This window comes from Telluria sp. LT1R51-2, assembly GCF_059685775.1.
Window position 1 is genome coordinate 2,110,494 of record NZ_JCASIM010000001.1, and the last position, 21,373, is coordinate 2,131,866.

Genomic DNA, 21,373 nt, shown 5'->3' on the forward strand with positions numbered 1-21,373 from the left:
TGAAAAATTCTACGCATCCGTGTCATGGAAAGCTTGAGGCAACACAATTTGTACAAGTTCCGTGCATTTCAAACCGGTATTTCGCGCGCGATCAATGTGATGAGCCAACCTGCCACCGGGGATGTCTCTGCCGTCATCTTGATGTCCAGTGCGTCATTAACACCTTGATCAATCAATCTCTGAATCAGACGATCACCCGATTACCATATAAACAATGTAAATGGGATAAACCATGCACCGCGCATGACAGCAATGCCGCTGGTTATATGCCGGGCAATTAAAATGGTCATATTAATAAAAACAAATTAGATTTGTCGTGACTTAAAATATCTTTATGGCTAGTATTGATTTGCGCCAATAGTGGCGCGACCAAAACAGGAGATTCAAATGATCGACGCAATGAGCCAAGATTTTGATTTCGAAATTCTGGAAACAAATGAAGCAACTGCAATGGAAGAAATGGGCGCATCGTCGACCATTTGCGCCGGCTCCACCTGCAATTCTTTGCCTTGCACCCTGTTCGATAGTCAAGGGTGCAAGGCATCGACCGGTTGGCGTACACCCCCGATGAATCGCCCAGGGTTTCACAGAGTTCTTTTCTCGCGATCTGATGACCGCCTTATATTCCGCACTCGAAAACTTCAGCGTGATTCAATGGAAATCCAATTAAACGATATCTATAATATTCGCCCAGATATTTTCGTAAAGGGCTCGGAAGACAGACTGCATATTCAGCACGGCGGCAAAAACTTCATTCTTCGCCTTCAGCGAGAACTGATCGGCTCATTATACGAGTGCCTCGGCCGCATGGATGGCATCCGCAGCATTGGCGATATTCTCGGCCTGCTGCCGGAAGCTCACCGGGCACCAGTCTTGAAATTCGTGGGTTTTCTGATCGAGAAGCGCGCCGCTTTCCGTGTTGCTGATCCCGAAGGCGAACTGGCACTGGCGCCGGTCAGCGATACCCTGGGTTATCTGCGACTGTATGCCGATAACAGCGCCGCCACCTTCACGCGTTTCGTCGAAGCGCGCATTCTGATCGTGGCAGGCGGTTATGCCCTTGCCAGCACCGTCAAGACCTGTGCGCGACTCGGTATCAGGCAATTGCATCTCGTGAACACCGATCCGGTCGACACCGGCGCCTGGAGCGACACGATGCTGCACGCCTGTTTCGATGAACTGAAGCGCTGGCCCGATGCCGCGCTGACCATCCTGCCGCCGTCGACGAGCGACTTGCCACGTTTCGACCATGTTCTGCACATGGTCGACGACGGCCAGGCCAGCATGGCGCATCAACGTATCATCGCGGCCTGCGCCGATGCCGAGCAACTGGTCGGAGCTTCTACGGGCCGCCATCTCTGCCTTATGCGCGCCGAGGATTACGTGCAGGTGGATCAGACCCGTTTCCACGGCCGCGGCGTCGAGCCGGGCAAGCTCATCGCAGGCGCGGCAACCGCCCTGTTCTTCTTCGATCATCTGTGCAACATCCGGCGGCTGCGGCCCGGACGCTACCACTACTACAGCCTGCATGGCGAATCCACGCTGCGTTTTGCCGGACTCGACAGGCTGATTCGGGTGGACGACATTGCGCCGGGAAATACGGCATCCGCACCGTCGTCGGGTGCGCCTCTGCACACACTGCTTGCAGAACCACTTTTTCCACTCCAAAACATGGTGGAACACACTGACCCGAGCTGCTATATCAAGTTGTACACACTGGACTTTGCCACCGCCCATGGCGTCGGCACGCTCGTTGCGGCAGGTCTGGACACGCAGGGATGCGAAGCCAGCCTCCTGGCACAGCTGGTCACCCACCACGGCGTGTGGTTCGGGCAAAGCGATGCGGCTGAACTGGCGTTGATCCGCCAGCTGCGCGCACGGCAAGCCGATGCCGACCAGGTCGCGCGGGGCATACGCGACCGGGGCGTGTCGCACGACAAGCCGCTGTTTCCCGAGCTCACGGCGCCCGAGCAGTACATCGCGTTCTGCATCAATGCCGGGTTTGGCCAGCGCTTGCACTGGCGCGACGTGGTCAGCGGCGATGGCGCCCTGCCCATGTGCACGCTGTTGTCTGCCGGGGATATCGTCCTGTACATCCCGCATCGCGGCGTGCTGGCGATGGCGGAAAGGCAGGCGGCACTGCTGGCGCTGTACGCCGCACTCTGGAACAAGCGCGTGAACGCCAGCACGCAACAGCACGTGATCATCGCGCCTGGCGAGATCCTGCCGCACTTGCAGACGGCAGCAGCATGACGTCGGTCCGCCATCTCGGCCACTTTCTGGAACACCGTGCGTCAGGGCCGCGCGTGACGCTGGTGGATAATCCCGCCGACCTCGCCGCGGTGCGGCGGAATGGACCGCAACTCGTGGTGATCGCCACCGCCGAGACGCTTGCCGTGATCGGCTTGCAGACGGGCGGTGCGCCCGAGGTACAGGAGGTGCTGGATTTCTCCGACAATTTCACGACCTTTTCACTGTTCCAGCGGCGCTGGGCCTGGACCGCAGTGCTCGAGGTGCAGCTCGACAGCCTGCTCGACAGTGCAAGCGCCGACCTTGCAGACGGCCGCGGCGATGGGGTGTATCTGTACCTCCAGACTGATTTTGTGCGCAAGCATTTTCTCTTCGCGCAAAGAACAGGGACCGACGATGGCGCGTCGCCCCAGGTGCCGGGCGATGTCCATCCCGAATCATGCCGCCGCTCGAACCACCGGATTGACGAGATCCTTGCCACCTTCGGCGCCGCATCACTGCAGGCAACGCGCCTGCATCCCACGGCGGAGCGCGACAGCTATCACTGTTACGCACCCCACAACCGGCTGCTGGGAATCGGGCGTGGTGCCAGCGAGCGCCAGATGATGTGTGGCGCTGTATTCGAATACTGCGAACGCTGGATTGGTCAGGCACGGCCGCGCGAATGCCATACCGCGTCGTACGCCATGCTGGGCGACGGCGCACGCCATCCCGGGCAGCTGCTGGGCCTGGACGATGCGCAGTGCGCACTTGCCGTCCAGGGCTTTCGGCGCGACGCTTCCATCGACTGGCTGCCGGCACGTCTGGAAAGCACGGGTGCGCGCACCTGGGTGCCGCTGTCGATGGTCCACTACCTGCTCGATGACGGCGCGTTGTCGAGTCGGTTCCGCAACAGCAATGGCTGCGCCCTCGGCAACTCTTTCGAGGAAGCGGCGCTGTTTGGTGCACTCGAAATCATCGAACGCGATGCCTTGCTGGCGGTGTGGTACAGCGCATCGCCGCCACCACGCATCGAGGCAGCGACCATTACCTGCGACCGCACATCCGGCCTGCTGTTGCTGCTCGCCAGCAGGGGCTACGAGACCCTTTGCTTCGATATCACCCTTGACCTCGAGGTGCCGAGTGTACTGGTGCTGCTGCTGGGAAGCGGACCGGGCAAGCTGGCCGGATTCGTCACGGCGGCCAGCCACCCGAACCCCGCCGTCGCGCTGCGTTCCGCCCTGGCCGAGGCCCAGTCGCTGATCGGCTCCGCCGAGCAGAACCTGGCCCGTTACCAGCTGCAGGCCCGGCACGACGCGACGCGGATGACACGCCTGCGCAACGATAACCAGGCGCTGTATTACGGTCAGGCAGGGCAGCGTCACCACTTCACCGGGCTGTGCGAAGGTCAGCTCAGGCTGTCTTACGCCGCCTTCCTTGCACGCCATCCCGGCGCCGAGCGCGAACCGGCGCGGGCGTACCGCCAGCTCTGCGAGCGTGTGGCCAGCGCCGGCTACGAGCTGGTCTCTGTTGACAATACGCCGCCGGTGTTACAGCCCCTCGGCCTGGCCAGCGCCCGCGTCTTTATTCCTGGAACGATTCCGCTTGCCTTCGGCGACCATGCGCCGGTCGTACCGCGCCGGCGCCTCGAGCGTGCCGCACGGCGCGCCGACTGGATTCGCGCCGACGCCGACTTGGCCAACGCTCCACTTCATCCACTAGGGTAACCACGATGATGCCGACAAGCCGCCTGGCGGAAGAAGAATTTGCCTTCCGCTATCTGTCCCCCGCGCCGGCGACCAGCCAGCCACGTCCGCTGGACATGGTCGAGCGTCGCTTCCAGTTCGAACCGGGCGACGACGACAGCGGGCGCAGCATCGACCTCGAACCCCTGTTTCGCAAGCTGGTGGCAGGGCAGCCGGTCGAGGGCGACATGCGCGAGCGCCTGCTGGCCACCCTGATGCAGGTGCACCTGCCTGGCTGCGTGACACCCCTGACCGGGTATGGACTGCACGCAAGCTACCCCTCCCCGCGCGCCTATTATCCGATGCAGTTCCTGCTGCGCGATGGCGCTGCTGAATGCCTGTGGCACGTCGACATGCGGCAACTGCGGCTGCGGTGGCTGCGCAGCATCCCCGCGTGCGCAACCCCGTCGTCAGGCTACGCGCTGCGCATCATGACCGATTTCGGCGTGTACGCACCTTTGTACAACCTGTTTCGCAAGTCGCTGTTTGCCCTGGAATGTGGCCATTTTTTTTCGGAATTCATGCGCGTCGGGGCCCACGCCGGCATCGGTGCGGAGGTGGGCATCGCGACCGATGCCGTGGAACTGGGGCTGCGCGACGTGGCGCCCGAGCACGGGGTTGCCGGCCACGAAGCACACCGCAGGTTTGCCCGCGAGCGCAATAGCGGCCGCTTCTTCCAGGGCTTTTTCCCGGCCCCGTCGCGCTTTTGCGCAGACCATCTCGACCGTCTCCTTGCCGCGATTGCCGACGCCACCAGCCGCGCCGCCAGCCTGTTTCCCGGCGCCGCGCGCTTGAAGCTGACAGCCAAACTGTGCCTGCGTCAAAGTCCGGGCGTCGCACCAGGAATTTATCGGGTCGTGCCTGGCGGCCTGGAGCAGCTCAGCGCGCAGGATCCGGTCGACACCTGCGAGCGCTTGTATAACTACATGGCATTCAACTTTCGCTTCGTACCGGCCATCCTGTTCTGGTGCGTGGACGAGCTCGCCTATGCCGGGGATGACAAGGACTTCCTCGAACTGAATGTCTTGCTGGGTTATGTCAACCAGCAACTCATTCACGCGATGTTCGATGGCGAGCTGCTGGGCCGGCCCTTCCGCAGCTATGACCAGCTCGGCATCGACCAGCTCCTGCACAACGCCGGCGGTGGCATGCGGACCTATTACGGCCTGATGCTGGTACGCAACCGGTGCAACGACGCTCTGGGCACGCTGCGATGACGGCCATTGCGTCAGTGGTTCCCTATGTTGTCGTGCGGGCCAACAATCTGCCGCTGGCCAGCCTGGCAGACCTGATGGCGTCGGATGACATGGCGCGCAGTCTGGCGGCGCTGCACGGCGCGCGTGCAACCCTCGCCGGGCTGCGTGACCACGTCTGCACGCTGCTGTACGGTGTGGCCGCGCAGGGTGGGGCAGACTACCGGCGGCTGATCGACGCCAGGCGCGCGCTGTTGAAGGCCGACGCGCTGGCAGGCGTGCTCGCACGCCATGGCGAGCTGCTCGGACGCCATGCTGCCGGACGCGACTGGATCGGGCAGGCCAGGCTGGTACTGGACCGCGAAGCGGCGGTGCTGGCGCTGTTTGCCCCCGCCACCGCCGCTGCCCGCCGCGCGGCCCGTGCCCTGGTCGCCCAGCCGGTCTTTCTGCAAGCGCTTGGCATGGCGCGTGGCGACATGCACCGGCTCGCAACCGGCTATGCGCAGCGGCCGGACGCAGCCGGCAAGAAGGCGCTCAACGATGAAGAGACGCTGTTTCGCTACCTGACGCGCGCCATCACCAAGGTCAGCCCGTTTTCCTCGTTCACCTCGGTCGGGTTCGCAGCGCTGCGCGAAGGCGCCGCGGCCGCGCCGGTGCTGGCGCCGGACCGCCAGCGCGAAGACCGTTTCAGCCTCGACCGTTCGGCCTTGTTGAAACTGTTCGAATGCTTTCTATTGCGTCATCCGGCGCACTGGTCGTTCCGCCTGACATCGAATCACCGCGACATCAACGGTGAGCGGCACTACTACCTGTTTGCCGACCGGCCCGAGCTCTATCCCTACCGCACCTCATTGCTGACCACGCGCTTTCCGGCCGCCGCCGTGCTGGCCGGTCCCAATGGCGCCCACGACTGGGTCACGTGGGCAACGATCGAACGCCGGTTGCCCCCAGGCGCGGCTGGCCGGGCCACCCTGAAAAAATGGCTCGCCGCCGGCATGGTCAACTACCATCCCCGCCTGGATGACGAGAGCGCCGACCTGCTGGGCGACTTCCTGGCGATCGCCCGCGCCGTTACGGTCGCAGACGTCACGGCGCGACCAGTCGCGGTCATCCTCGAGCACGCCCGGGCATCGCTGCGGGCACTTCCCGAGGCCGGCCCCGAAGCGGCCCGCAGCCTTGTTGCCGACCTCAATGCGGCACTTCAGGCATTGTCCGGCCTACTCGACTGGCAGCTCGTCAAACGCGATGGCCTCGTGTACCACGACAGCTACCTGCCCGACCTTCCACCGCTGTCGGCAGCGCGCGTGACCGCCTGCGCGGGCCAGCTGGGCGAATTCATCGACCACTATCTTGGCGTGAATTTCAACAGCGGCTATCCGGACGCGGTCCTGGCCGCGCTGCGCACGGCAATGCGCGACGGCGCGGCCATGTCGGTCTTCGATTTCCACGAACTCGTCCAGCAGACAATGGCCAGCCATGCGGGCGAAGCAGCGCGGCCGGAACAACGCACGATGCCGCTGATCGCGCTATACGAGCAGATCTGGGCGCGGCGGGACGAAGCCGAGATCGTGCTGGCCCCGGTGCCGGCCCACCAGGGGGCGCGTGCCGGCTCGTTTGCAGCCTACGGGCACCTGACCCCGGCGGGATTCGTCGTCAACAACATCGACAGCGGTTACCTTCGCTGCTATTCGCGCTTTCTCACCTTTCCCCGCTCGCAGGTCGTGCTCGACGCGTGCCGCGCCGCCTATGGCACGGCGCTCAGCGACGCCCACGACATCTACGATACCTTCGGCTTCAACACGGCCCACCGGCCGCGCCTGTGCAGCCACCGGCTCTGGCTGGACACGCCGCACACGGCCGGCAATGGCGACCTGCCGCTGTCCGCGCTGCGCGTGCGCTGGCCCGGGAACGCGCCGTATCCCGTGCTCAGCGGCGGGCCAGATGACGCGCCGGTGCGCCTGCGCCAGACCGGTCTGTTCGTGAAGGAACTGTATCCACGGCTGCTGGAGACCCTGATGCGCTTCGCGATGGCCGGGGAACCGTGCTATTTCGCCTTCCGCTTCGGCCTGCACAAGCTGGTGGCCGAACGCGCAGCCACCGGCCCGATCCGCTTCCCCCGCATCCGCTATCGCGACCTGGTGTTATCCCGCGAGCAGTGGTGGATTGCGCGAGCCGCCCTGCCCCAGCGGGCGTTGACCGAAGACGCACCCGCGTATTTTCTGCGCCTGAACACCTGGCGCCACGAGACCGGCTTGCCGCAGCGGGTGTTCATGCGCCGCCACCATGCGGGCAAGGTGCTCGACCGCGATATCTCGAACACCAAGAAACCGGTCCTGCTCGATTTCGCGTCGCCACTCATGGCGCGCATGATCGGACGCATGTTCGGTGTTGCCTTCGACCTGGTGTCGTTCGAGGAAGCGCTGGCCGATGTCACGGCGGTCGACCCCGATCAGTACGCAAGCGAAATCATTCTTGAAACCACCCCTGGCCCGGAAATGGACACGCCATGACCAATATCGACTTCACCTCCGACGACGTCCGCCAATCCCTGCTGCGCTTTTCGCTGCCGATGATGGCGTTCGCCCTGCTCGATTTCGCGGCGATGTTCATTAACCTTGGCTGGTTGCTGGCGCTGACCGACGAAGGCCAGCTTCCCGCCACGTTTCGTATTTCGATCGCGGTCGTGTCCCTGCTCGAGGCGCTCCTGGGCGGCATTCTCGCCGCGATCTACATCTACGCGAACCAGGCCTTCGGCCGCAAGGATTTCGTCACCGCGCGCTACCTGATCAACTTCGGCTTCGGCTGCAGCATCCTCATTGCACTGCTGATTGCCGTCACCGGCGAGGCAACCGCATCGACACTGATCGCCTGGTTCGGCGTGGATGTCGACGTCAAACAGCAGGTCTTGCGCTATCTCGAGGTGTACTGGCTTGGCTACTTCGCCGTCACCCTGCACCTGTACACCGGCCTGCTGGCGCGCATGGCCGGCGCCGTCCTGGTCATCCGCCGTTTCAAGCTGACGACCTTCGGCAGTGCGATGGTGCTCAGTCCCTGCCTGATCTTCGGGGCGCTGCGCTACGGTGTCGATCCTCTGCATGCGGCCGCAGCCGCCCTGATCGGATCGCGCCTGTGCGGACTGGCCGTGCTGACGTACGACCTGGCCAGGCGCAAGGTGTTTCCGTTTCGCCTGGGCGTGGAATTCCGGATCCTGCCCTTGTTTGCCGAATGGAAGGCCATGGTGCGCCTGGGCGGGGCCGAGACCATGAATGCGTTTTCGCTGAACCTGTCCTTCTATCTGCTGTACATGCTGCTCTCGTACTTCGAAGCCGGAACGCTCGAAGCGGTCACGATCTCGCAGTACTTCAGTGGCTTCGTCCAGGCCGTGCTGATGGGCGCAATCACGTCGATCATTCCTTTCGCGGCGCAGAACGCCGGCTGCGGCAAGATCGACAATATTGCCACCGGGGTCCGCTGGATGAGCAAGCGCGTCTTTATCCTGTGCGTGCTGGCGATGGCGCCGTTCATGGTGCTCGTGCCGTATTTCATCCAGGTCTTCATTCCCGACCCGCATGTCGCGGCCAAGGCGATCCTGTATATCCGCATCACCGCCCTGCCATGGGCGTTCCTGATGGCGTCCTTCCCCTTCCTGTTCGCCATCATCGGACTGGGCGACACGCGCGGCACCCTGCTGCTGACCATCTGGTCGATGTACATCTGCAATCTGCTGCCGGTCGTGCTCGTGCGGGCGCTTCTTGGCGGCAGCATGATTGCGGCGGCCTGGGCCGAGGCAGTCGCGGCAGTGCTGACCTTCGCCGGCTGTTACGGCTATTACCTGCGCAAGGAGACCATCCTGCTCGGCGCCAGGGCGGCGCCTGCGCCCGATCTGCCCGATCTCCCCGATCTCCCCAATCTCCCATTGCTGGCTGGTGCAGCCCAGGAGTCCCCATGAAAGCATTTGCCGTGCTGGCGCCGCACAGCGCAGGCCGGGTGCCGGTGCACGACGCGTGCCGCGTACGCCTGCATGGTGTCGAGGTCGATTTCGCCATCGTCGAGCAGGCAGACATCACGATGGATGCTGCCGATCCGCGCCATGCGCATGATGTGCTGCTCCAGATCGGGGCGTTTTCCTGCAACTACCGGGAACAGGCGCGCTTCCTCGAGATCGCGCGGCGCACCGACAGCAAGGGTTACCTGGTACTCGGTTCCGAATTCGTGGCGACGGTGCTGGCAACCGGGGCCGCCGTGGACGACCTGCAGCCGGGCGATCGCGTGATCGGCAACGGTGCGATCGACGCCAGCGCGAGCCATCCTGGCCTGACGACGCAGCGCGGCTCTGCCGAGCTGCAGATTTGCCACCGTGCCAAACTGATCCGCATTCCCGCGATGATGCCGTCCGCCGACGCGGCCGCATTCAGCATTGCCGCGCAAACGGCGTACGCGATGGTGCGCCGTCTCGGCCTGCGACGCGATGAGCACGTGCTCGTCACTGCCGCCTCGTCGAACACGTCGCTGTTTGCCATCGAAGCCTTGCTGGGTGCGGGCCTGCACGTGCATGCGCTGACCACGTCGCCACATATCGGCGCGCATCTGGCGCAGCGCGGTCTGCGCCGCTATTGCGTTCTCGATCGACAGCAGAACCCGGCGCAGGCGCTGGCGACCTATCTCGACGCGCAAGGCCTGCGCGCCTTCGACGCCGTGATCGACCCGTTCATGGACATTTATCTGCGCAAGCTCGTGCCGTTTTTGCGCCGTGGCGGCAAATACATCACCTGCGGCGTGTTCGAGCAATTTTCCCGTCCGCACGAGCCGTTTCAGTACCACGGCCTGTCGCTCGACGAGATGTTCAGTCTCATCATCCGCAAAAGCATCCACATGATCGGCAATAACCTGGGCGGGCAGGCCGACCTGGAACGCGCGCTCGCCGACTACTGCGCGGGCCGGTTACCGGTCGCACTCGACAGTGTGCACGGCAACGGCCAGCTGGACAGCTTCGTCCACCGTTCTTACCTGGCACCGGACAGGACCGGCAAAGTCGTCTTTGATTACCACCTTCCTACCCTGGAGAAACGTGCATGTTGATGCGACTGTTCGCCCTGGCCCTGGGCGCGGGCGCTGCCGCGCATACCGCCGCAGCAAGCCCGACACAGGAAATCCGGATCGATGCCGGCGCCGTGGAGATCGAGCTGGTCGACGCCCCGCCCGACGCACTCCCGGAGCTTACCTACCGGCCCCAGGGCAACTGCCAGCCCGATGTCGACATCATCCGGCAAGGCGCATCGATCGAAGCGCGCCACGTCAAAAGCTGCCATGGCAGCGGCCCGCATGAAGGCACCGTGTTCACCCTCAGGATGTCGTCGCGCTCGAACTTCCTGCTGATGCTCGATGCCGGCGGCATCTCCATCAGGGGCGACCTCGATCACTACCGGCGGCTCGATCTTGCAGTGGGCGTCGGGGGTATCAAGAACTTCCGCCGCGGTCTGGCGCTTCCCCAGGAGCGGCGCTTTCTGGTGGGCGCCACCGCCCTGCTCGAACGCGATGACGGCGAATCGGAAATGCTCGTCAAACTGAAGGTCGGCGGCATCAAGCTGTATTGAAACGCACTGCGAGGAGCAAGAACATGCACAAGAAATTTCTGGCAGGCGTGCTGCCATTGATGATCGCCGGGCAGGCCGCCGGTGCGCCGGCGTTCACGACGGTACAACTGATCAGCGGGCATTACGTGGTCAGCATCGATCCGAACGTCGCCACCTTCGACGTCCAGGCGCAGGTGGCGCCAGGCGAATGCCGGCCCCAACTGACGCTGGAGTCCACCGGTGAGGAGGCCTGGCGCGTGGTCCAGGCCAACCCCGCATGTGGCGGCGACCCATATGCCGAATTGCGCCTGAATCCGGCGTGGCGCTCATCCTTGCGGCTCGTGTTGCGCGCCGGGCAGGTCGACCTGTCGGCGTCGATGATCGACAGTCTGTCGAGTCTGGACGCAGTCGTGACGGTCGGCGACATCGTTGGCGCCGAGCAGGTACGGCGTCACCGTCTGGTCGGCGCCAGCCTTGCTCTGAAACAGGACCGGGTCGGGATGCGGCTGCGGGTGGACGTCGGTGCGGGACAAGTCAGCCTCGATGCCCCGTTCGCGCACATCCTGGTACGCAAGTGACCCGGATGCCATCGAACGACGGGCCAGGCTGGGAATCAGTACACGTTTATCTGCACGACTTTGCACGGCTGACGCATTTCCTGCAGGTGTGCGTGGCGGCCATCTCGCCACCGCTGGGTGGCCAGTGTTTTTTTGTGCGCTACTGGCTGGGCGGTCCGCACCTGCGCTTGCGCCTGCGCGAAGCAGCACTTGCCCCGCTGCTCGAACAGGCGGCGGCGCGCTACTGGGATACGCACGCCTTTACCTCGACACTCGAACCGGACGCTTTCTACCGCGGCTATGCAAGCGAGCTGCACCCCGGGGCCGAACGCTGCTGGCACACCAACGGTAGCGTCCACCGAATCGCCTACCAAGCGGAACTCGCGCGCTATGGCGGCCCGGCCGGCATCGGCTTGTGCGAAGACGAATTCGTCAGCGACTCCAGCGCCATGCTGGCCATGCTGGGCCAGGAAGCGCCTGACCGCATCGCGCATATCCTGTTCGGCTACTGTCTCGTGCATGCGCGCGCACTTGCCGCTTCAGGCCTGTACGACGACTACGCGCGTTTCATCTGCGGCAGCGCCGATCCGGCGGTGGTGCGGCGCCAGATCGCCCTGCGCTCGGGTGACAGGATCACTGCACCCGCTCCAGCGCTGCTGGCCCGGCATGAGCAGCTGGTGGCAGGCGCCTGGTTGCCCGACCATCTCACGCCGTTGTCCCTGCGCCTGACGGCGCTGCTGGCCCGGCTTGCCGGCAACGGCTGCCACGACATCGCGTCGATCATGTCTTCGCTGCTGCACATGTCCTTCAACCGCGCGGGCATTTCTCCCGCGCGCGAAGCAACCATCCGCCTGTATTCCCTTTCCGTCACGAACGAGGTTTATTCATGCGCTTCCTGCAACTGAGAATCAACTACAGTGAAAACAATGCGAACTTCTATCGCCTGTTCGCCTGGCCCCTGCAGCAATGGCTGGCGCAGCGGTATTTCTTTCGCTGGACCATTGCACGGGGCTGGCAAAATGGCCCGCATTACCTGCTGACCTTCGATGCAGGGTCACCGTTCTATTGCAGCGAATGGAACCATGCAATCGTGGAACGGGCGGCAGACTTCCTGCGCGCGCATCCGTCCACGCCAGTTGACGAGGCATCCTACCGTGTGCGCCAGGCCAGGCTTGACCAGATCGAAGCGGCCGGCATCGATCCCGACGTGATCGAGCAGAACAACACAGCGCGCTCGTTCATGGTCGACGCCACTGCCCTGGCGGCCAGGTACGAATCCGTCACGCAGTGGCGCAGCGTGTTCGATCTGGACGTCATGCTGCGCAAACCGGTCATGACGCACTGGACCGGTGACGGCGCCGCCAACAGCGAGCACTTCACGTTCGGCTTGATGATCATGCTTGCATGCGTGTATCCGCCTGCGCCATCGCGCGATCCCGATATCATCGAATACAACGGCTTCCTGTCGTACCACTCGAATTACCTGTTCTGGCACCACGCGCTGGCGCCCGCACAGCAACTCGAAATCACGCGCCGCGTCGAGGCCGGCCATGCTGCCAAAGGTGTCACCTACGGCGTCTGGCTGACCGACCTCGAAGCCGCCCTGGCACAACCCGGCCATCCGGCCGCGCAGCTCGGCCAGCGCCTGGTGGACGGTTTCCTGACCGCTTGCGCCCTGGCGCAGGATGGACTGATCCACGCGCGCTCGCCGTTCCCGCCCAATCGTCTCGCTGCCAGGGACGGCGTGTCGTCCTTCCACCAGAAGTATTTCTACGACGACGCAGGTGAAGCGACGGCGTTCGGACTGGAGTTCTGCGGCTATCGCTGGTTGCTGAACGTGGTCTACCGCACCCTGCCCCTGCTGGGCATCTCGCCGATGACGCGCCAGATGCTGAACTATTCACTGAACCGCCTGCAGCAGCAACAGGAACAGGCCGACGCCATTCGCCGAATCCGCATGCTGATGCTAACCGAAGCAGCGCAGCCGGACACAGACGCGTGCAAGATCGCCGCGTGAAGCGCCCCCCCCCGAACAGGAAAATGCACATGCAGAAAATCATCCGCAACCTGTTGCTGGCCTGCCTGTTCATCGGCGGCTGTACCATTGCAGTGAGCGACTACGTCAGCTCGGTGCGCAGGGAGCAGCCCATCTATATCGCCCTGGAACAGCCTTCGCCTTCGGTGCAGGGCAAGATCGAAGTGATCGAGTTCTTCTGGTACGGCTGTCCGCACTGCTATCAATACGAGCCGGTTATCACCAAGTGGGCGCGCAAGCACGCAGATGTGGTGACCCTGCGCCGTATCCCCGCCGGGCTGCATGACAAACAAATCCTCCATCAAAAACTGTATTACACGCTTGCAGCGCTGAACCGGCTGGGTGACCTGCATCAGGCCAGCTATGCCCAAATCCATGACAAGAAACGGGCGCTGAACAGCGACGCCACGATGGCCAGTTTCGCGCGCGAACACGGTATCGACCCTGTGGCCTGGCGCACCGCATTCGATTCGGACACGGTACGCAACGAGGCAACCGGCGCCACGGCACTCCAGCGCGCCTACCAGGCCACGCATGTGCCATCGGTTGCGATCGGCGGGCGATTTCTCACCTCGCCGTCGATGGTGGGCATGTCGCTGCCCTATTTGGGGCAAACCGACGAACAGCGCTACGAAGCGGTTGAAAAGCTGATGGACGATCTGCTCCTGCAAGTACAACAAAGAAACGAGGTTGCTCATGATTCGACACTTGCGCACTGACCGCTGGTGCCTGCCGCTGGTGGCGCTTGGCGCCATGAATGCCGTTGCGGCCCAGGAGGCGGTAACAGTCGTCGCGGGCAACCGGCAGGAGGCAGCACGGCCGAGCGTCGTCGAGGTCCGCGGCGCAGCGTATGACCCACGCCGCGACGACACGGCAGCAAGAATCGTCGTCACACAGGAAGAAATCGTCAAGTATGGCGACACCACGATCAGCGACGTACTGCGGCGCCAGCCGGGAATCACGGTCAACGGCGCACCGGGCCGCGGCGGAGAAATCCGCATGCGCGGGCTGGGCAGCGGTTATACCCAGATCCTGCTGAATGGCGAACGCGCACCAGCCGGTTTTTCCATCGATTCACTGGCGCCGGGCGTCATCGAGCGGATCGAGATCCTGCGTGCGGCCAGCGCAGAATTGTCGAACGAAGCGATTGCCGGCACCATCAATATCATCCTCAAACGCAGCGCCAGCAAGGCGCATCGCGAGTTCAAACCGGCCATCGGCGGTGGCGACGGGTATTTGATGCCAGGCTTTAATCTGCTGCTGTCGGACCGCACCGACAGCCGCTCGTACTCGATCGCGATCAATGGTGTCTACAACAAGATCAGGCGCAGCGATCCCGCCGTTGAATACGGCGCCGATGCAAGCGGCGCGCCGCTGCTCGAGCGCCGCACCAGCAATCGCTACGACAGCATCTTTCGCGGCCTGTTCATCGTGCCGCGCGTGACCTGGACGCTCGCCGGAGGCGATTCCCTGTCGCTGCAGTCGTTGATCAATCTCACCCGCTTTGCCCAGGACAGCCGCCTGCGCACCACGACCTCGCTCGGTGCGGCGCTGCCGTATCCCGACAGCGACGACGCCATCCGCGACCAGGGTGACATGGCGCGCACAGAGCTGAACTGGATACACAAACTCGAGCGCGGTGCAAAGCTCGATACCAGGCTCAGCGCGACGGTATTCAATAACGGGAGCGAGCTCGACCAAGGTGGCATTGCGACCGATGCGGCGCCAGCCCTGCGCCGCCGCGTCGATCTGGATGCGCGCGAACGCGGCCTGGCCTGGACCGGCAAGTACACCTACCCCGCAACCACGGCGCACGCCATCTCTGCGGGCTGGGACGCAAATGGCAACCGCCGCACCGAGGACCGCGTCCAGCGCGACAGCAGCGTACTCGGGACCGATGTGATCGCCGAGACCAGCCAGGCCGAGGTCTCGCGTCTGGCGCTGTATGCGCAGGATGAATGGACCATCTCCCCTCACTACGCGCTGTACATGGGCGCGCGCTGGGAGGGAATCCGGATTCACAGCGAGGCGCATGCCAGCGAGGCGGTGACCAGCACCAGCCGGATCTGGAGCCCGGTACTCCAGATGCTGTACAAGATTCCTGACACGAAGTCGAACCAGCTGCGGCTGGCGCTCACCCGCACCTACAAGGCCCCGGCCGTCAATAACCTGACCCCGCGCCGGCTGGTCGCCCTCAACAACAGTCCGACGGAACCCGACCGCATCGGCAACCCGACACTGCAGCCCGAACTGGCCCTGGGGATCGACGCGTCGTACCAGCACTACTGGGACGAAAAATCGATGCTGTCGGTCAGTGTGTCGACCCGCGAGATCGAAAATTACACGCGCACTGCCTTGTCCTTTGCAAACGGGCGCTGGGTGGGCCAACCCATCAACGATGGCGATGCACGCACCCACAGCATCGAACTGGAAACCAGGTTTCCCCTGCGCACGTTCTGGAAGTCCGGCCCGGCGCTGGACCTGCGTGCCAGCGTCAGCCGCAACTGGTCGCGGGTCGCGACGGTGCCAGGCCCGGCCAACCGCATCGACCAGCAAACGCCGCTGTCGGCGGTGGCTGGCGTGGATTACCGGACGGGGGCGCTCGGCGCCGGCGCCACCTACACCTTCAAGAATGGCGGCACCGTGCGGATCGCGGACAACCTCGCGGCCTATCAGTCAGTGCGGCGCGACCTCGATGCCTACCTGACCTGGCGGCTGGGGCCCAGGGATCAGTTACGCTTCGGCTTGTCGAATATCCTGCAGCAAGACCAGATCACGGAGCGCACCTATCTGAGCGCGACGCAAACGCGCAGTCGTGCGGTGACCGCATCCGGCACCATGCTGGGCCGCGTAACCTGGGAACAGACCTTTTGACGGAGGTACCGAGTCAGGTTGGAGTGCGCTGCGTCGCACTGGCACGGAAGCGCTTGCGGTAGTCGGACGGCGAAGTGCGCAGGGCCACGTTGAAGTGCTGCCTGAGTGACAGCGCCGTGCCGAACCCGGAGGCGTGCGCGACGTGCTCGATCGACAAGTCACCCGTCTCGAGCAAACGCCGGGCATGAAGCAGTCTCTGGTTCTGCAACCACTGCTTGACGGACGTTCCGGTCGCAAGGCGGAAGTGGCGCGTGAAATTGCGCCGGCTCATGGCAGCACGTTCGGCCAGCAGGTCAATGCTGAGCTCCTCGTGCAGGTGTTCACCGACCCACTCGAGCAAGCGGGCAAAGCGACCGGCGGCAGCGTCGGCCGGCACCGGCCGTTCGATGAACTGCGCCTGGCCGCCATCACGGTGCGGCGCAACCAGGATGTGCTTTGCGACCCGGTTGGCGGCCTCGGCGCCGCAGAGCCGGCGCAGCAGATGCAGGCAGCAATCCAGGCCGGCGGCAACGCCCGCCGAGGTCAGTATGTCGCCGTCATCCACGTACAGCACGCGCTCGTCCACCTTGATGCCGGGATAGCGCTGCGCGAGCGTGGCAGCCGAGCCCCAGTGGGTGGCCACGGTCCGTCCATCGAGCAGGCCGGCCTGTGCCAGTGGAAAGGCGCCGAGGCACAAACCGACGATGATGGCGCCGCGTGCATGTCCGCGGCGCAAGCTGTCGAGCAGGTTGTCCGGCGCACTGCGGCCATCTGCGTGCCAGGACGGCATGACGATGATGTCAGCCGCGTCGACTGTGGACAGACTGGCGGTGGTCGAGATCGCGAATCCGGCAGAGGTCGACAAGAGGCCGGCCCGTGACGCACACACCGTGATATCGAACGCGATCGCCCCGGCGCCTTCCACGTGGCTGCCGAACACGAGGCAAGGCACCGACAGATGAAATGGCGTGATCCCCTCGAAGGCGATGACGGCAATGTGTTGACGGCGTGCGACAGGGCGAATGGAAGGCATGGCCCGATTGTATCGAAAGTTAGCCTTCGGGCCAATGGTCGAAGGTCAGCATTCCCAAGACAATGGATGTTCCGACTTGCCCGACACGTCACCGACATGTCGCTGGCGGTTCATTTCCATGAAAGGAACATCACCATGAACAAACGCGCTGTTGTCGTCGTCGACCTCCAGAACGAGTATCTCCCTACCGGCAAGCTGGCGCTGGCCGGCATCCACGAAGCGTTGGATAACGCGGCGCGTGTGATCGCGGATGCCCGGACCAACGGCGACCTGGTCATCCATATTCGCCACGAGTCCACCGCCCCGGACGCGCCCTTCTTCACACCGGGAACGGACGCGGTCCAGATTCACGCCACCGTGGCGCCGGCGCACGGCGAACCGGTCATCGTCAAGAACTTTCCGAATGCCTTCCTCAAGACGAATCTCAAGGCGCTGCTCGACGAGCAGGGCATTGCTGCTGTCACCGTCATTGGCGCCATGAGCCATATGTGCATCGATGCGACAACCCGTGCAGCGTCCGATTTCGGATATACGACCACGGTCGTGCACGATGCATGCGCCACGCGCGACCTCGAGTTCGGCGGCCAGACCGTGCCGGCCGCGCAGGTGCACACCGCATTCATGTCGGCACTCGCCTTTGCCTATGCGTCGGTGCTGTCGACCGACGACTACCTGGCGGGCTGACACACTGCCCGTCCCTGACCGGTGCGGGCAAGGCATGGGCTGCTGTTGCACCCATGCCTTGCCCGCTGGTCGGTTCTGCCACGATTGACTCCCATCCGCTTCACCCATGACCACGATCTCGTCCCGGCAACAGCGCCGGCGATGATCGCCAGGGCCCGGTCACCAGTTCACGCCCCTCCCCCCTCGATGGCCGCCACCATCACACGTCAGGACCCTTGACACTCGCAGCACCGCAGCACCTCCACCAAACAAAAACTCTCGATACCGCCCACTTTCGAATGAAAGAATTTCCGCGAAATACGTGAACACAACGGAAATTCGAAAAAACGAAAGATGCTTTGTATTCAACCGAATTTCGCTATAGACTTGGCATCACAGTGACAGTTCGAGCAATGTCAAAGGCTTTCGATATCGACGAACCGAAACCTGTACGGCAGTTAATTTAGCAATACGAAATAAAACGAAAGATAGCATCGAGTCACCCCGGCTGATCCATACCGCAGCTGGTGGAGACGGTGATCGCAACGAGACAGCCTTTCCGTTTGCCAGCATTCGCCACGCTGCTCCAACAACTTATAAAAGGAAGCGTTTAATGAATTCTCCTTCACAGTGCCGCTCACGCGCCGATCGTCATGGTCGCTTTGTGCTCAATCCACTGACGTCTGCCACGTTGCTGGCGCTTGCCACGCTTGCGACATCGGCCCGCGCTCAGGAGGTCATTGCGGCCGATGCCGGCAAGCTGGAGCAAGTTGTTGTGACGGGCACCCGTGCCAGTCTGCAGCAGTCGCTGGAACTCAAACGCAACGCCGCGGTCGTCCAGGACAGCATCAGCGCGACGGAACTCGGGCGCTTCCCCGACAACAATGTGGCCGACTCGCTCAGCCACATCACCGGCGTCTCGATTTCGCGCACGGCCGGCGGTGAAGGCCAGCGGGTCAGCATCCGCGGTCTGGGGCCGGACTACACGCTCACCACCTTCAACGGTCGCCTGCTGGGCACCGACAGCGCGGGCCGCTACTTTGCGTTCGACGTGCTGCCGGCCGATGTGATCAGCGGCGCCGACGTCGTCAAATCCACCCAGGCGCAGTTGGTCGAAGGCGCCATCGGTGGCCTGGTGAATTTGCGCTCGGCCAGCCCGTTCGACCAGAAAGGCCAGCGTGGTCTGGTGCGCGCCGAGGCTGACCGCAACGATATGAGCAGTCTGAACGGCAAGAAGCTGTCCGCCACCTACAGCAACACCTTCGACAACAAGGTCGGCGTGCTGCTCGGGCTCGTGTATGCCAAGCGCGACGTGCGCACCGACACGGCCGGCAATGACGGCGGCTGGTCGCGCAATCCGATCCCGAGCGACCCGAGCCAGTTCTGGGAATACGGCAATACCTGGGGCGGCGCCATCGATCCGAATGGCAACGGCGTACTCGACCCCAGCGAAGAAGGCCTGATCGGGCCGGGCCAGTTCCGCTTCGGCTCGATCATGGAGAAAAAGGAGCGCATTGCGCTCTCGGGCAAGGTGGAGTGGCGGCCAAGCAAGGACGTCAAGGTCATTGTCGACGGCTTCAAGACGCGGCTCGACTCACCGCAGGTCGGTTACCAGCTGTCGTACTATCCGTTGTACGCGCCGGGCCGCTGGTCCGATGTCAAGGTCACCAACAATGTCGTGACGGACCTGACCTTGAACAGCAGCGACCCCGAACTGCGCCTCAATCCCGAAGTGCTGAACAAGACCGAATACCGGGTCGTCGATACCGCGATGTACGGCGCCCGGGCCGAATGGCGGATTTCCCCGACGCTGAACGTGGCGGGCGACGTCTATCTGTCCACTTCGAAGCGCGACTCCGGCGGCAAGGACAGCTACGTCGTGCTGCGCATGAACCAGCCGAATACGACGCGCATCCGGCTCACCGGCGCGGCCGTGCCCGACGTGACGACCACGCTGGCCGATGGCCGCGACCTGCAGAGCGGCCTGGCCCAGGGCCTGTTCAGCGGCAACGACTTCAATACCCACTTCTACAGCCGCGCAGGCGACAATATCGACGACCGCATTGGCGGCGCGACGGTCAATGCCGACTGGAAGGTGGACCGCTACAGCATCGACAGCCTGAAGTTCGGCCTGAGCCAGACCAACCGCAAGAAGTCGCGCGACATGATCAACAATGCGTTCAATTCGGGCCAGGATCACTACGCCGGCGAAAACGCGATCAACGTCGGCACCCTGGGCGGCAACGTGATCAACCAGACCCTGAGCCCGAAAGGATTCCTGTCGGGCGTGAGCGGCAACTTCCCGCGCAGCTTCCTGGGCTTTGACGTCGACCGCTATGCGCAGGCGCTGGCGGGCCTGGACGGCAAACCACGACCAGGCGGCGGCGTGTACAGCTCGACCCTGTCGGCGCCAGCGTTCAATCCGCTGGAAAGCTACCGCGTCGAAGAAAAAACGTCGACCGCGTTCGTGCAGGCCGACCTGGCAGGTGATCGTTGGTTCGCTGACGTTGGCGTGCGCTTCGTGCGCACCAAGACGGGCGCGCAGGCGTGGGACGCCAAGATCGAAGACATCGTGCAGAACGGCGCCTTCAACTTCACGCCGATCTACGCCGATCCGTCGGTCGTGCGCCAGGATGCCACCTACAGCTTCGCCCTGCCGTCGGGTAACTTCACCTATTCGCTGACCGACAAGCTGCAGCTGCGCGTTGGCGCCGCCAAGACGATGGCGCGCCCGTCGGTCGACAAGCTGGCGCCGTCCAGCACCACCGCCAGCATCTCGTGGGGCGACTTCACGCAGATCTATGGCGGCAATGCCGATCTCAAGCCGTACACGGCGCACCAGGCCGACGTCTCGCTGGAGTGGTATTACGCCAAGAGTTCCGCGCTGACCTTCGCCGTCTACCAGAAAAACATCAAGAACCAGATTACCAACCTGTTCTTGTCCGGTCAGGACATCGGTGCACCCGGCGGGCGCCTGTTCAACGTGCAGCGCCCGATCAACGGCGACAGCGCCAAGGCGCGCGGCATGGAGATCGGCCTGCAGCACCTGTTCGACAACGGCTTCGGCGTGCGCGCACAATACACGCGCAATCTGTCGAGCAGCTGGGTGGGCGGCGTCGAACGCCCACTGGAAGGCATCGCGCCAGCCACCGCATCACTGGGCATCCTGTACGAACGTGGCCCGTGGAGCATGAGCACGACGGCCGACTTCACCGATTCGTTCGTCACCGCCACCAACGTGATCGGCTCCGGCTTCAACGAGGTGACCAACTCGGTAACCTGGCTCACGGCCCAGCTCGCCTATGATGTGAACAAGTCGCTGCGCATCAGCATCGAAGGCAACAACCTCACCGATGCCGAGCAGGCACCCCGGCTGACCAATGGCACCGTCAGCCTGCCCAACGGTTATTACCGGTACGGGCGCTCCGTGACCCTGGGCGCCAGCCTGAGGTTCTAATGCAGCACGCGGCGCCATGGTACGTGGCGCCGCAC

At 63.6% G+C, this 21,373-nt stretch carries 15 protein-coding genes; 14 read left to right on the forward strand and 1 reads right to left on the reverse strand.

The genetic code is table 11. The features are described from left to right. Window positions 1-387: 387 nt before the first annotated feature. Genes AC56LH_RS09250 through AC56LH_RS09305 form a run of 12 tightly spaced genes read left to right on the forward strand, consistent with a single transcriptional unit; the run spans window position 388 to window position 16,206 of the window. On the forward strand, window positions 388-2,253 hold the full coding sequence (locus tag AC56LH_RS09250; protein ID WP_499645674.1) for a thiopeptide-type bacteriocin: 1,866 nt from the start codon (window positions 388-390) through the stop codon (window positions 2,251-2,253). Then, window positions 2,250-3,956 (forward strand): YcaO-like family protein, encoded by a 1,707-nt coding sequence (locus AC56LH_RS09255; RefSeq protein WP_499645675.1) that lies wholly within the window; start codon window positions 2,250-2,252, stop codon window positions 3,954-3,956. The genes AC56LH_RS09250 and AC56LH_RS09255 overlap by 4 nt, the downstream gene beginning before the upstream one ends. Before the next feature lie 5 nt (window positions 3,957-3,961). Further along, the gene (locus AC56LH_RS09260) at window positions 3,962-5,191 is read left to right on the forward strand and encodes a hypothetical protein (protein WP_499645676.1); all 1,230 of its coding nucleotides are present in this window, start codon (window positions 3,962-3,964) and stop codon (window positions 5,189-5,191) included. Continuing rightward, window positions 5,188-7,677 (forward strand): lantibiotic dehydratase, encoded by a 2,490-nt coding sequence (locus AC56LH_RS09265; RefSeq protein ID WP_499645677.1) that lies wholly within the window; start codon window positions 5,188-5,190, stop codon window positions 7,675-7,677. Before AC56LH_RS09260 ends, AC56LH_RS09265 begins: the two co-directional genes overlap by 4 nt. After that, entirely contained in the window at window positions 7,674-9,116 is a 1,443-nt protein-coding gene (locus AC56LH_RS09270) for an MATE family efflux transporter (protein ID WP_499645678.1), read from the forward strand. Before AC56LH_RS09265 ends, AC56LH_RS09270 begins: the two co-directional genes overlap by 4 nt. After that, window positions 9,113-10,246 carry an alcohol dehydrogenase catalytic domain-containing protein gene (locus tag AC56LH_RS09275; RefSeq protein WP_499645679.1) on the forward strand — a complete coding sequence of 378 codons (1,134 nt, stop codon included), beginning with the start codon at window positions 9,113-9,115 and terminating at the stop codon, window positions 10,244-10,246. Before AC56LH_RS09270 ends, AC56LH_RS09275 begins: the two co-directional genes overlap by 4 nt. Then, window positions 10,240-10,761 carry a hypothetical protein gene (locus AC56LH_RS09280; RefSeq protein WP_499645680.1) on the forward strand — a complete coding sequence of 174 codons (522 nt, stop codon included), beginning with the start codon at window positions 10,240-10,242 and terminating at the stop codon, window positions 10,759-10,761. The genes AC56LH_RS09275 and AC56LH_RS09280 overlap by 7 nt, the downstream gene beginning before the upstream one ends. Window positions 10,762-10,784: 23 nt before the next feature. After that, entirely contained in the window at window positions 10,785-11,318 is a 534-nt protein-coding gene (locus AC56LH_RS09285) for a hypothetical protein (protein WP_499645681.1), read from the forward strand. Between the two features lie 5 nt (window positions 11,319-11,323). Continuing rightward, a complete protein-coding gene (locus AC56LH_RS09290) occupies window positions 11,324-12,202 on the forward strand; it encodes a thiopeptide-type bacteriocin biosynthesis protein (protein ID WP_499645682.1) in 879 nt (292 codons plus the stop codon). Then, window positions 12,184-13,314, forward strand: coding sequence for a hypothetical protein (locus AC56LH_RS09295; RefSeq protein WP_499645683.1), 1,131 nt, complete (start codon window positions 12,184-12,186; stop codon window positions 13,312-13,314). The genes AC56LH_RS09290 and AC56LH_RS09295 overlap by 19 nt, the downstream gene beginning before the upstream one ends. Window positions 13,315-13,343: 29 nt before the next feature. Next, window positions 13,344-14,051: a thiol:disulfide interchange protein DsbA/DsbL gene (locus AC56LH_RS09300; protein WP_499645684.1), complete on the forward strand. Its 708-nt coding sequence runs from the start codon at window positions 13,344-13,346 to the stop codon at window positions 14,049-14,051. Beyond that, window positions 14,029-16,206: a TonB-dependent receptor plug domain-containing protein gene (locus AC56LH_RS09305; RefSeq protein WP_499645685.1), complete on the forward strand. Its 2,178-nt coding sequence runs from the start codon at window positions 14,029-14,031 to the stop codon at window positions 16,204-16,206. The genes AC56LH_RS09300 and AC56LH_RS09305 overlap by 23 nt, the downstream gene beginning before the upstream one ends. Window positions 16,207-16,219: 13 nt before the next feature. Here AC56LH_RS09305 and AC56LH_RS09310 read toward each other — a convergent pair whose 3' ends face one another. Further along, entirely contained in the window at window positions 16,220-17,218 is a 999-nt protein-coding gene (locus AC56LH_RS09310) for a GlxA family transcriptional regulator (protein WP_499645686.1), read from the reverse strand. 135 nt (window positions 17,219-17,353) lie between these two features. On the opposite strand from AC56LH_RS09310, the gene AC56LH_RS09315 reads away from it, so the two are divergent. Together AC56LH_RS09315 and AC56LH_RS09320 are read left to right on the forward strand one after the other, a co-directional pair. After that, on the forward strand, window positions 17,354-17,902 hold the full coding sequence (locus AC56LH_RS09315; RefSeq protein WP_499645687.1) for a cysteine hydrolase family protein: 549 nt from the start codon (window positions 17,354-17,356) through the stop codon (window positions 17,900-17,902). Window positions 17,903-18,494: 592 nt separating this feature from the next. Further along, the gene (locus AC56LH_RS09320) at window positions 18,495-21,338 is read left to right on the forward strand and encodes a TonB-dependent receptor (protein ID WP_499645688.1); all 2,844 of its coding nucleotides are present in this window, start codon (window positions 18,495-18,497) and stop codon (window positions 21,336-21,338) included. Window positions 21,339-21,373 lie beyond the last annotated feature (35 nt).